Annotated in this window: 9 protein-coding genes; 1 reads left to right on the top strand and 8 read right to left on the bottom strand. The window is 58.7% G+C overall.

Annotated elements, in window-relative coordinates:
- Positions 1-80: 80 nt before the first annotated feature.
- The 5 genes from ABNF92_RS10960 to ABNF92_RS10940 all read right to left on the bottom strand — a co-directional run bounded on the left by ABNF92_RS10960 (position 81) and on the right by ABNF92_RS10940 (position 6040).
- Positions 81-956 carry a ParB/RepB/Spo0J family partition protein gene (locus tag ABNF92_RS10960; protein WP_069182821.1) on the bottom strand — a complete coding sequence of 292 codons (876 nt, stop codon included), beginning with the start codon at positions 954-956 and terminating at the stop codon, positions 81-83.
- A gap of 60 nt (positions 957-1016) precedes the next feature.
- The gene (locus tag ABNF92_RS10955; protein ID WP_008172572.1) at positions 1017-1811 is read right to left on the bottom strand and encodes an AAA family ATPase; all 795 of its coding nucleotides are present in this window, start codon (positions 1809-1811) and stop codon (positions 1017-1019) included.
- Positions 1812-1861: 50 nt separating this feature from the next.
- On the bottom strand, positions 1862-2506 hold the full coding sequence (rsmG, locus tag ABNF92_RS10950; RefSeq protein WP_349342149.1) for a 16S rRNA (guanine(527)-N(7))-methyltransferase RsmG: 645 nt from the start codon (positions 2504-2506) through the stop codon (positions 1862-1864).
- A 9-nt stretch (positions 2507-2515) separates the two neighbouring features.
- The gene (gene mnmG / locus ABNF92_RS10945) at positions 2516-4402 is read right to left on the bottom strand and encodes a tRNA uridine-5-carboxymethylaminomethyl(34) synthesis enzyme MnmG (protein ID WP_349342148.1); all 1887 of its coding nucleotides are present in this window, start codon (positions 4400-4402) and stop codon (positions 2516-2518) included.
- 339 nt (positions 4403-4741) lie between these two features.
- On the bottom strand, positions 4742-6040 hold the full coding sequence (locus ABNF92_RS10940) for an MFS transporter (protein WP_349342147.1): 1299 nt from the start codon (positions 6038-6040) through the stop codon (positions 4742-4744).
- 230 nt (positions 6041-6270) lie between these two features.
- On the opposite strand from ABNF92_RS10940, the gene ABNF92_RS10935 reads away from it, so the two are divergent.
- A complete protein-coding gene (locus tag ABNF92_RS10935) occupies positions 6271-7536 on the top strand; it encodes an EAL domain-containing protein (protein WP_209399393.1) in 1266 nt (421 codons plus the stop codon).
- Between the two features lie 11 nt (positions 7537-7547).
- Here the strand turns inward: ABNF92_RS10935 and ABNF92_RS10930 are convergent, their stop codons facing one another.
- The 3 genes from ABNF92_RS10930 to ABNF92_RS10920 are packed head-to-tail and all read right to left on the bottom strand — an operon-like array spanning position 7548 to position 12391.
- Positions 7548-10694, bottom strand: a complete 3147-nt coding sequence (locus ABNF92_RS10930) for an efflux RND transporter permease subunit (RefSeq protein WP_291904863.1) — start codon at positions 10692-10694, stop codon at positions 7548-7550.
- Between the two features lie 3 nt (positions 10695-10697).
- Entirely contained in the window at positions 10698-11792 is a 1095-nt protein-coding gene (locus ABNF92_RS10925; RefSeq protein WP_349342146.1) for an efflux RND transporter periplasmic adaptor subunit, read from the bottom strand.
- A gap of 23 nt (positions 11793-11815) precedes the next feature.
- Entirely contained in the window at positions 11816-12391 is a 576-nt protein-coding gene (locus ABNF92_RS10920) for a DUF3833 domain-containing protein (protein ID WP_349342145.1), read from the bottom strand.
- Between the last annotated feature and the right edge of the window lie 193 nt (positions 12392-12584).

Here is a 12584-nt window from a genome sequence, read left to right as displayed (position 1 = left end):
TTTTCACCACTACATGTTGTGTGCGTGGCCAGATACGAACTTTCGTAGGGGGGCCGGAAGGCTTACAAAACCCCGACGTTTTATTTGATATGGCCCAGAATACCGTCCAGCTCGTCCAGCGAGCTGTATTCAATGACCAGTTTGCCCTTACCGCGCTGGCCATGATCGATTGATACCCGGGCGCCCAATCGTTCGGCCAGATCATCCTGCAAGGCGCGAATGTTCGGATCCAGCGTTCCCTTTTTCCGGGATTTGCTGTCCGGGGTTTCCTGTTGCACACGTCGAACAAGAGCCTCGGTCTGGCGCACCGATAGCGATTTTGCCACCACCTGTTTGGCCACCTGCATCTGCAGTTCCGGGGCGAGAGTCAGCATCGCGCGACCGTGGCCCATCTCCAGATCACCATGCTCGAGCATGATACGAACGTCTTCCGACAAACCGATCAGTCGCAACAGGTTGGTAATGGTGGTACGGGATTTACCAACGGCCTCGGCGACCTGGGCCTGGGTCAGACCAAACTCATCCTGCAGGCGCTGGAGAGCGAAGGCTTCTTCGATCGGATTGAGATTTTCACGCTGGATGTTCTCGATCAGCGCCATGGCGATGGCGGCTTCATCGGGCACATCCCGGATGATCGCAGGAATGCTGTCGAGTTCGGCCATCTGGGTGGCACGCCAGCGGCGCTCACCGGCGATCAGTTCGTAGCGACCTTCCGCGATCGGGCGAACGACCACCGGCTGCATCACGCCCTGCTGGCGAATGGAATCCGCCAGTTCCTGCAGGGCTGCAGGGTCCATATCGCGCCTGGGCTGATACCGGCCACGCTGGATCAGATCAATGGGAACTTCGCGGAGCTCACCGTCGTGGTCTTTCAGCTCCTGGTCAAGGTTGACCTTGGAGCCTGCCAGCAGGGCGCCCAGTCCACGCTCACCCAGTCCTCGTTTCTTCGCCGCCATGGTGTCAGTCATTCTTCCCGTTGAAAATCGTTGTGCTTAAGTGAGTGACAGGGCGGTATGTTACACCGCAACCGGCGCGGATGTCTTTTTTGAACCGTGGCGGCGGACCATTTCACCGGCCAGCGCCAGATAGGCAATGGCACCCTTGGAGGCGCGATCGTATTTCAGGGCCGGAACGCCGTAGCTGGGCGCTTCCGCCAGGCGAACATTGCGGGGAATCACCGCTCGATACACCTTGTCGCCAAAGTACTCACTCAGCTGACCGGACACATCGAGAGTCAGACTGTTCCGGGGGTCGTACATGGTACGCAGAATGCCTTCCACCTGCAGATTCGGGTTCACCGTCTCCTGAATCTGCTCTACGGTGTTCATCAACGCTGCCAGCCCCTCCAGTGCGTAGTACTCGCATTGCATGGGGATCAGCACGGAGTCTGCGGCGGAAAGGGCATTCACCGTCAACAGGCTAAGTGAAGGTGGGCAATCAATCAGAATGTAATCGTAATTGTCGCGGACTGTATTCAGCGCCAGGCGCAGGCGATGTTCCCGGCCAATTTCGTTCATCAGCTCAACTTCGGCGGCTGTGAGATCGCCGTTGGCCGGCAGGATATCGAAACCGGACGCCTCGGCCGGAATAATAACCTCGGCGGCGCTGGCGCGCTTGGTCAGCATGTCGTAGCCGGACAGTTCCAGAGCGTTTTTATCCACACCGCTGCCCATGGTGGCGTTACCCTGGGGGTCCATATCCACCAGCAGCACCCGGCGCTTGGTGGCGGCCAGGGAGGCAGCAAGGTTGACGCAGGTGGTGGTTTTGCCCACACCGCCTTTCTGATTGGTCACTGCAATCACGCGCGCCATGTCCTGCCTCCTTGTTGATAGGTTAGCGGTATTGAAATTCGACTGCCGAATTACCCGGAAATCGTCGCCCGGGCGACCACCAGGAGATGGCGCTCGCCATCGGCACCGGGAACGTCCAGGGGATGGCTGGATTTTACCTGCCAGCCAGCCGGGAGGGCAGCCACTTCATCATCCGGAAACTGGCCTTTCATGGCAAGGAACTCGCCCTCATTTGCCAACAGATCGCCACACCAGTTCACCAGGTTTTCCAGAGCGGTAAAGGCGCGGCTGCTGATCTGGGCAAAGGGTTCCGGGGGGCTGCAATCTTCCGCCCGACCGTGAATCACCTCGACATTATCCAGGCCAAGCTCCAGGACACACTGATTGAGAAAGCGGGTTTTCTTGCCGTTGCTATCAAGCAGGGTAAATCGCTTTTCCGGCAGGGCAATCGCCAGCGGGATACCGGGCAGACCGCCGCCGGCACCCACATCCAACAGATGCTCCGCGGTGATCCAGGGCAGAATGCTCAGGCTGTCGAGCAGTTGCCGGGACACCATCACACGCTCATCACGCACAGCCGTGAGGTTGTAAGCCCGGTTCCACTTGTTAAGCAGGCCCAGAAAAGCCAGCAGCTTTTCCTGCCGTTCCTCATCCAGGGACAGGCCCATTGTGGCCAGTCCATCCCGGAGCTGGCCGTGCCACAGTGAATTGGTCATGGGCGCAGATCAGGCCGACTGTTTGCGCAGCAAGTCGCGCTTTTTCAGGTGCACCAGAATCTGGCTCACCGCCGCCGGGGTCACGCCCTGGATGCGTGAAGCCTGGGCAACGGTTTCCGGCCGCACGGTCTTGAGCTTCTGCTTGATCTCGTTGGACAGGCCACCGATGACGTCGTAGTCCAGATCCACCGGCAGGGCAGTGTTTTCATTCTTGCGCAGCCGCTCGATCTCGTCGGTCTGGCGGGAAATGTAACCCTCGTACTTGATTTCGATTTCAACCTGGTCGGCGACCACCGGGTCGTCGGCCTGCTCGGCACCGATCTCGGCGATATGGCCGTAGACAATCTCGGGGCGACGCAGCAGCTCGGCCAGGGACTGGTCCCTGGTCATGGGCTGCTTGAGATAACCGTTGGCGCGCTCACCGGCCTCGGTATTCGGGTGAATCCGGGTGGACTCCAGGCGGCTGCGCTCGGTGGCGATGGCCTCGCGCTTGTCATTGAACTTCTGCCAGCGCTCGTCATTGACCAGGCCGAGCTTGCGACCGGTTTCGGTCAGACGCAGATCGGCATTGTCCTCGCGCAGGATCAGGCGATACTCGGCGCGGCTGGTAAACATGCGATAGGGCTCGGACGTGCCCATGGTGATCAGGTCATCCACCAGTACACCGAGGTAGGCCTCGTCCCGGCGCGGATACCACTCATCCTTTTCCTGCGAACGCAAAGCCGCGTTGATCCCGGCCAGCAGGCCCTGGGCCCCCGCTTCTTCATAGCCGGTGGTGCCGTTGATCTGGCCGGCGAAATACAGGCCCTGGATAAACTTGGTTTCCAGGGTATGCCGCAGGTCCTGAGGATTCAGGTAATCGTATTCGATGGCGTAACCCGGACGGGTGATATGAGCATTCTCAAAGCCGGGAATGGAACGTACCGCTGCCAGCTGAATATCGAACGGCAGGCTTGTGGAAATCCCGTTCGGGTACAGCTCGTTGGTGGTCAACCCCTCGGGCTCCACAAAGATCTGGTGGGAATCCTTGTCGGCAAAGCGGTTCACCTTGTCCTCGATGGACGGGCAATAGCGCGGGCCCACGCCTTCAATGCTTCCAGCGAACATCGGCGAGCGGTCGAAACCGCTGCGGATGATATCATGGGTCTGTTCGGTGGTCCGGGTCACGTAGCAGCACACCTGTTCCGGGTGCTGGCTACGGCTGCCGATAAACGACATCACTGGAGTGGGGTCATCCCCCCACTGCTCCTGCATCATCGAGAAATCCACAGACCGGGCGTCGATGCGCGGCGGCGTGCCGGTTTTCAGGCGGCCGACGTTGAACGGCAGTTCCCGCAGGCGCTGTGCCAGGGCATTGGCCGGCGCATCGCCGGCACGACCGCCGGAATGGTGTTGCATGCCGATGTGAATAACACCGCCGAGGAAAGTACCGGTGGTGAGTACCACTGTTTTGGCGTTGAAGCGGATACCGGTCTGGGTAACGACACCGGTCACCTGGTCGTTTTCCACAATCAGGTCGTCCGCCGCCTGCTGGAACAGGGTCAGGTTCGGCTGACTTTCCAGGGTATGGCGAATGGCAGCCTTATAGAGAACGCGATCTGCCTGGGCACGGGTGGCTCGCACGGCCGGTCCCTTGCGGCTGTTCAATACCCGGAACTGGATACCGGCCTTGTCCGTGGCTTCAGCCATGGCGCCACCGAGGGCATCTATCTCTTTCACCAGATGGCTCTTACCAATGCCGCCGATGGCCGGGTTACAGGACATCTGACCCAGGGTTTCAATGTTGTGGGTCAGCAGCAGGGTTTGGGAACCCATGCGTGCAGCCGCCAACGCGGCCTCGGTACCGGCATGGCCACCACCAATGACAATGACATCGAAACGGGTCGGAAAATCCACAGCTCACCTCGGAAATCGGGGATAAAATAGGGCGGCGAGTATAACGCCTCACCCAAGAAATTGCAGTCAGAATGTGCAAATTTTAACCAGAGGTAGCCGGGGTTAAAAGCTCATTGCCCCCATGCGCCGTCGCCGAGAGCCTCCCTGGCCAGGTTCAGAGGATAGTGGAAAACCGAAATTCATGGCTTTTCAGACGCTTGGATAAGTCTTTTTAGAAAAGTTTTCAAGAAAGTTATCCACATGCTCGACTACTTGTTAAACACCCTTAAAAGCGATCTAACCTTCTGTTTAAAATACCTATTTTATAATTTATCCGGCGTGTTTCCGCAGGTTTTCCAATTAATTATCCACAGAATGTGAGGCGGTTTTTCGTCGAAGCCGCCAGACCACCAGCAACACCAGGCCATTGAGCAGCGAGAGCAGCAGGAAAAACCCGGGAATGCTAAAGCCCAACACACCCAGCACCAGGATTCCGGCCAGGGCACTCACCACCATGAATAACGCATTGATGACGTTCAGCGCGGCGATAATACGGGCGCGCTTGGCCCGGGGCGTTTCGTGCTGAATAAAGGCATACAGGGGAACGATGAACAGACCACCGCAGATGCCGATACCCACCAGATCCACGAGCACTCTCAGGTAGACTGGATCGGTCAACAGGGTCACCCAGGTGGAAGCCACAGGATCGCCCGGCACCGCAAAATACAGGTCAATGCCAAACAGACTCAGGCCCAGAGCCCCCCAGGGTACAGGCCCCAGAGTGATCCGGTGTTTGGTAAGCCGCTCACACATCATGGCGCCGATGGAGATACCGATGGTGAACATGGCCAGCAACAGGGTGACAACGGTTTCATCACCCAGCAGATCGGTGCGGGCAAAGTTGGGAAACTGGGTCAGGTAGGCTGCGCCAAGAAACCAGAACCAGGAGATGGTCAACACCGCCAGCAACACTTGCCGACGCTCGGCGGCCAGGGCCATCAGCCGCCAGGTCTCCACCACCGGCCGAAAACGCACCGTAACGCAGGAACCATCAGGCTCGGTTGCGGGCACCTGGCGCGCCGCCAGATAACCAAGCACCGCCATCACCACGACCCCAATCGCCGTCAGGCGCGCAGCCGTCTCGAAGCCCATCAACAGGCCTGCGGCAATGGTGCCCAGCAGGATTGCAACAAAGGTGCCCATACCGACAAGGCCATTACCACCGACGAGCTCATCGTCCGACAGCACCTGGGGCAGGATGGCGTACTTCACCGGACCAAAGAAGGTGGACTGGGTGCCCATCAGAAACAGTAGCACCAGCAACAACTCGTACCAGCCGAACCAGAGCCCAACTGCGGCAACAGACATGATCACAATTTCCGCCAGCTTCACATTGCGGATGATCCGGGCTTTTTCATAGCGGTCCGCCATTTCGCCGGCAATGCCCGAGAACAGAAAAAACGGCAGAATGAACAGGAAGGCTGCCAGGTTGACCACCACATTCACCGAAAGCCCCATCAGACCGCCGGCGCTGTAGGTGATCAGCAGCAGCAGCGCGTTCTTGAACAGGTTATCGTTGAAGGCGCCGGAAAACTGGGTCAGGTAGAACGGCAGAAAGCGGCGTTGACCCAGCAGACGGAACTGACTTTTTGATGGCATCAAGAAATCCTGTTTTGGTGCATTGCCAACCCTGCCGCTCGGAATCTGCCCGGCTCTGGTGCAATGTTTCGGAAACCGATAGCGCAGTTCATTTATTTGACGGAACTAATCTAACTTAAACGCTTGATTTTTGGCTATCTGGTACGAAATTCGCTTTACCTGCATGTTCAGACACTCATAAACATCAGGCCAGGATGGCCAGAACATCGGCAGTTTAAAGGTTCCTGACCATGAGCAGCGTAGTCCGACTTCCCCGACGCATCTATCGCGGAGCCGAAATAACCCGGGCTCCGGACATGATCAACAACTATGATTTCAGTTCGGTTTACCAGCCTATACTGAGTCCGACCCATCGAAAACTGGTGGGTTACGAAGCACTGGTAAGGGTCCGGAAAGATAACGAGAACATCTCTCCGTTCGAGCTTTTTGAGCAGGCGGAAGCCAAAGACCTGACAGCCGAACTGGACAGACATCTGTTGCAGATTCATCTGGATAACTTTGCCGCAAGCTCGCAGCCCGTGTGGCTGTTCCTCAATATAAATCCCGGCACCTGCATTCATCCAGAAGCCTCCCTGGAAAAGCTGGCGCTGCAGTGCCAGAGCAGCGGAATCGATCCTGAAAAAGTGGTTCTGGAACTGGTGGAGACAGCATCCGACAATCCGGCAGCATTGCTGGAGTTCATCCTGAAAGCCAAGGCCCACGGTTTCCAGATTGCCATTGACGATTTCGGTATGGGCGATTCCAATTTCGAGCGTCTTTGGCGCATCAACCCACTGATCGTCAAACTTGACCGCAGCCTGTTGGTAAACGCGGAGAACCACAGCCGGGCCCGAATGCTGTTGGAGAGCCTGGTGAAAATGATTCGCGAGAGCGGAAGCCTCGTACTTCTGGAAGGCATCGAGAACTGCACACAGGCTCATATCGCCCTGCAAACGGAAGCGGACCTGCTGCAGGGGTTTCTGTTCGCCCGGCCAACCAGCCTGAAAGAGCACGAGCCGGAACTGATAGAACTCGCCTTGAAGGGCGTTATAGCTGACTCCAGTGAGTCTTCGGCCCAGGATATCCGGGACCAGGAGAGCTATTTTCGGCTTCTCCGCTTCGAAATTCTGGAAGCCTGCCACTCCCTGAGCCGGGAGCTACCTTTCAATTCAGCCTGTGAAAAGCTGTTGGGCGTCGACGGTGTGAAACGCTGTTTCCTGCTCAACCCCCAGGGTATCCAGCAGGGTAACCTTGCCCGGGCCAACCCGGACATCCATCGCGGAAAGTTCAATCCTCTGTATCACTCGGCCGGCGCCCGATGGACGCACCGGGAATACTTCCGTAATGCGCTGGAACGGCCGCAGCATATCAGCAGTTGTCGGCCCTACGTCGGCCTTCCGGACGCAAAACGTACGGTAACTCTCTCGACCATGCTGCCGGGACAGCGGGTGTTCTGCGTTGATATCCATCCGGATGAGATTTTCGGTGGCCAGCTCGAATTCCCGGCTACCCTGTGATCCAGAACTGATCAGAAATCATCCGCGCGTTTCTGGGGCGCCGCCGCCAGGCCCGTACCACCGGCCTGGCCCGACGCCTGGCGTTCCAGTTCCTTCTCGACGGCGTTGGACGATTTGGCAAACCGCGCCAACAGGTTATAGAGCACCGGAATGATGAACAGGGTCAGCGTGGTGGCGAAAATCAGGCCACCGAGGATCACCATGCCAATGGCTGCCCGGCTCTCCGCTCCGGCGCCGGTGGCAATCACCAGCGGCACAGCTCCGAAGATGGTTGAGATGGTGGTCATCAAAACAGGCCGGAACCGAAGACTCGCCCCCTCGATAATGGCCTCCCGCACCTCATAGCCTTTGTCCCTGAGCTGGTTGGCGAACTCCACGATCAATATTCCGTTCTTGGCCATCAACCCCAACAACATGATGATGCCTATCTGGCTGTAAATGTTGAGACTGATCCCGGTCCACCAGAGCGCCAACAGGGCCCCGGTCACCGCCAATGGCACCGACAGCATGATGATCAACGGATGAATCCAGCTTTCGAACTGGGCCGCCAACACCAGGAACACGATGACGAAGGCCAGCGCAAAAGTAACGTAGATGGCCGCCGAGGATTCCTGGAACTCCCGGCTCAGGCCCTTGTAACTGACCCGGGCTTCCGGCGGCAGGTTATCCACAGCCAGGTTGTTCAGGTAGGTCAGGGCCGAGCCCAGGTCATAGCCATCGGCGAGAGAGGCGCTGATGACCACGGCGGGCAGGCGGTCAATGCGGCGCAGGTCCGGGTTGGCGCCAATCTCCTGCACCGAGACCAATGCCTGCAGGGGGATGAGATTGCCGCCCTCCCGGGGCCGCAGGAAAATCTGGCCCAGATCCTCCGGCGTTGCCCGGTTGGATTCCTCGGCCTGGACGATCACATCATACTCCCGCCCCCGATCTATGTAAGTGGTTACCTGCCGTGAGGCAAGCATGGTCTGTAAGGTAAGGCCGACGTCTTCTACCGTAATATCCAGATCCGCCGCCCGCTCCCGGTCGATATTGACCCGCAGTTCAGGCCGGGTCAGCTCGAAGTCGGTGTCCAGATTCTGCAGATTCGGGTTTTCCTTGGCCCGTTCCACGATTTCCTCGCTCCAGGCCTGCACCGATTCATAGTCCGGACCCGCTACCACAAACTCAACTGCCTGACTGAAACCCCGTTGGCCCAGACCCGGCGGATTCACAGCCACGGTCCGGATGCCAGACACATCGGCCAGTTTCTTGCGGATTTCGCTGGTCACTTCCTGCTGCTTGATGTCCCGCTCTTCCCAGGGCACCAGGCCCATGATCAGGAACGCATTATCCTCCTCGTTGCGGAACCCGACGATGGAGAGCAGGCGATTGGCGATGCCCTCATCCAGATACGGCAACAAAGACTCTTCCACCTGGCGCACGTAGTGATCGGTGTATTCCACCGTTGAGCCCCGGGGCGCGCTGGTAGGCATGATAATCACCGCACGGTCTTCGGTCGGCGCCAGTTCCTGGGGCAATTTGGGGTAGACCACGGCCGCAATGACCAGCCCCACCAGACCGAGGCCCAGCAACAGGCCCGGCTGCCTGAGAGAGAACTGCAACAATCTGCGGTAACCGTTGGTCAGGCCGTTCAGGACCTTCTCGCTGGCCGCCCACAGACGATGCCCCTCTGCCGATTCCGGGCTGTGCCTGAGCCACTTGGAGCACAGCATCGGTGCCAGTGTCAGGGCAACAAGACTGGAAAACACCACCGCCGCAGCCAGGGTGAACCCGAATTCGGCAAACAGCCGGCCGATATTGCCGCCCATGAACGAAATGGGCACGAACACCGCCACCAGGGTCAGGGTGGTGGCAATCACTGCAAAGGCAACCTGTTTTGCGCCCCGATAGGCGGCCAGCAAGGGCGGTTCACCTTCATCAATGCGGCGCTGGATGTTTTCCAGCATCACGATCGCGTCGTCCACCACCAGGCCAATGGCGAGGATCACCGCCAATAGCGTCAACACGTTAATGGAAAAACCGAGAAAGCCGAGGCCGATAAACGCACCAATCACCGCCACCGGAATGGTGACGGCAGGAATCAGGGTGGCGCGCCAGGAACGCAGGAACAGGAAAATCACCAGGATAACCAGGGACACCGCGATGGCCAGCGTGGTGACCACTTCCTTGATCGAGGCACGAATGAAGATGGATTCGTCGTAGCTTTCCGCGATGGTGACTTCCGGCGGCAGGGTTTCGCGGATTTTCTCCAGCTCGGCACGGACCGCATCCGAAACAGCCACGGTGTTGGCCTTGGACTGGCGAATAATCCCCATGCCGATGGCGGTCTGGCCGTTGGCGCGCAGGCGGCTGACATCCGACTCCACGCCCATCTGGACATTGGCCACTTCCCCGAGCCGCAACAGATCATTGCCATCCCGTCGAATCACCAGCTCGCGGAACTCTTCCACATTCGACAGCCGGCCTTCGGCACGAACCGTGAAGTTGCGGGTGGAGGAATCCACCGATCCGGCCGGCAACTCCACGTTGTTGGCCCGCAGGGCCCGTTCAACTTCCGCCACGGTGATATCCCGGGCCGCAAGCCGCTCACGATCCAGCCACACCCGAATGGCGTAGCGCCGTTCGCCACCAATACGCACATCGGCAACACCGTCGAGCACCGACAGACGATCCGCCAGAACCCGGTCAGCAAAGTCGCTGAGCTCGGCACTGTCCCAGACATCACTGCGCAGGGTCACCCACATCATCGGGCGGGCATCGGAATCCGCCTTACGGACAACAGGCGGATCGGCCTCATCCGGCAGCTGGTTGGCGACACGGGACACCGCATCACGGACATCATTGGCGGCAATATCCACATCCCGGGCCGTGGTGAATTCGATGCTGGTTCGGGATTCGCCCTGCTCGGTGGAGGATTCGATGGAGCGAATACCCTCGATGCCACTGATGGCGCCCTCGATCACCTGGGTAATCTGGGTATCCACCACTTCGGCCGCCGCGCCGGTGTAATCGGTGGATATGGAAACGACCGGTGGGTCGATATCCGGGTATTCCCGCACTGGCAGGCCCAACAGGGCTGCCAGCCCGAACACCACGATCAGGAGACTGAGAACCGTTGCAAATACCGGCCGCTTGATGGAAACGTCAGATAGGACCACCGGTTACGACTCCCGGGCCGAAATAAAACGGTTCTCGGGGATGGCCTTGTCATTTTCAAGTACCCGGACCCGGTCGCCGCTGCTCAGCCGATCCTGACCGGTCACGATAACAGGATCGTCCTGGCTTAAACCTTTCGAAACCTCGACAAAACCGGGCATGCGCGACCCCAGGTTGACCGAAACACGCCGGGCGACACCGTCTTCAGCGACAAACACATACTGTTCGTCACCGCGGATCATCACCGCCTGTTCGGGGATCACCAGTGCTTGCCGTTCCCGAAGCGTCAGGGTCGCTGACATGAACTGCCCCGGGCGGAGCAGCCCGTCCGGATTATCGATCAGTGCCCGCACCGGCAGCGACCGGCTCAATTCGCTAATCCTCGACCCCAGCTCAACCAGCTGGCCGGAAAACGTCTGATCCGGATAGGCGGGAGATGCGCCGCGAACCTCTTGTCCACGACTCACCTGCCCCAGAAAACGTTCCGGAATCGAAAAACCCAGCTCCATACGGTCTGTGGCATCGAGAGTGGTTACCGAGGTTCCAGCGGTGATGTAGGCCCCCACACTGATATCACTCAATCCGACCACACCGGAAAACGGCGCTTCTATCCGGTGATTCTCCAGGCGCACTCGTGCCGACTGGCGCTGGGCCTCCGCCACATCGACGGCCGTTCTCAGTTCATCCACCTGGGACTGGGAAATACTGTTGTTGGAGCGCAACCGCTGCGCCCTCTCGAACTGCCGGCGGGCATCCGCCAGTTGCGCCTCGATCACCTGCAGATCCGCCCTGGCCTGGCGATCGTCCAGCCGCAGCAGCACCTCGCCCTGCTCGACCCGGCGGCCGGTTTCCAGGTTCAGTTCTACCACCCGGCCACTGACTTCCGTGGTCAATTCCACCGCGTTCAGGGCTTTCAGACTGCCAACGGCGTTGACCACATCACGCACCCTATCCATCTGCGGAAGCATGGTGTTAACCGCGCTCGCGGGACGCTCACCACCGCCCTGGGCGGCATCACCATCGTCCAGGTTCTGGTAGACAAAGGCACCACCGACGGCCACAGCCACCAGCACCAACGCAATCAACCACTGCTTCCACATAGGACTTCCAGTTATTCCGGGTTTTAGTTAGTCGTCAGTTCTTTTTTCTGGATCACCAGTACTACTTCACCCACGTCGATGCCCCACTTGCTCATGGTGGTCTGGTTGATCAGCGTGTCGGGCGTAATCAGGTACATCCAGTCGTCCATCCGCACATCCAGGGTACCGTCACCGTAGGCCACGCGGAGAAGGTAATTCATATGAATGGCATTGCCGCTCCAGCGCATGGTTCCTGGTTCAACCACATCGCCAGCATCGGCATGATACCCCTCGTCGATCGGCGTCAGGGTCCAGACCCGCGTCTGCACCTCGCCGTCATCGAAGCGGAACACCTCATCCAGGGTGCCCACACCCTCATCGTCCCACGACGCGCTGATGTCCGCATCGAAGGTGCGGATCACCTCTCCGGAGAAATTCTTGACCACTCCCCGGGCGGAAAGTTCGCCGGTGAAAAACTCTTCAGGAACCAGCTCGGGCGTGCGGTCTGCGTAGTCCTCAAGGGAGGGGCTGGCACAGCCACTGAGCAACAGTGCCGAAGCCAGTACCCAGAGTATAGGTGTCGACAGACGTTTCGATATCTCAGTTAACAGGCTTTGCATGACTTTTACACTCTCCGAACAGGTTTATTGCGGATCTACGAACAATTAAATACGTCTCAATCGACTCTAGCGATCAGCAACAGGAATGGCCGGAGTCTGGCTACGTCATTTCGGCCAATTGTCCATTCTGACAGTCCGCTGAGCTCTTTTCGTCAATGGCAGTGCGCGGCTATTGGCGTAAAACAGCGGGTAA

Origin of the sequence: Marinobacter sp. MMG032, assembly GCF_040112695.1 — a bacterium.
Lineage (GTDB): Bacteria > Pseudomonadota > Gammaproteobacteria > Pseudomonadales > Oleiphilaceae > Marinobacter > Marinobacter salsuginis.
Note: the sequence above shows the minus strand (reverse complement) of the source record. Positions and strands in the feature narration are given on the sequence as shown.

Excerpts from the sequence above, each read along its gene's own strand:
- ABNF92_RS10960 (WP_069182821.1), bottom strand. The coding sequence starts at position 956 with ATGGCGGCGAAGAAACGAGGACTGGGTGAGCGTGGACTGGGCGCCCTG.
- ABNF92_RS10955 (WP_008172572.1), bottom strand. The coding sequence starts at position 1,811 with ATGGCGCGCGTGATTGCAGTGACCAATCAGAAAGGCGGTGTGGGCAAA.
- rsmG (WP_349342149.1), bottom strand. The coding sequence starts at position 2,506 with ATGACCAATTCACTGTGGCACGGCCAGCTCCGGGATGGACTGGCCACA.
- ABNF92_RS10940 (WP_349342147.1), bottom strand. The coding sequence starts at position 6,040 with ATGCCATCAAAAAGTCAGTTCCGTCTGCTGGGTCAACGCCGCTTTCTG.
- ABNF92_RS10935 (WP_209399393.1), top strand. The coding sequence starts at position 6,271 with ATGAGCAGCGTAGTCCGACTTCCCCGACGCATCTATCGCGGAGCCGAA.
- ABNF92_RS10925 (WP_349342146.1), bottom strand. The coding sequence starts at position 11,792 with ATGTGGAAGCAGTGGTTGATTGCGTTGGTGCTGGTGGCTGTGGCCGTC.
- ABNF92_RS10920 (WP_349342145.1), bottom strand. The coding sequence starts at position 12,391 with ATGCAAAGCCTGTTAACTGAGATATCGAAACGTCTGTCGACACCTATA.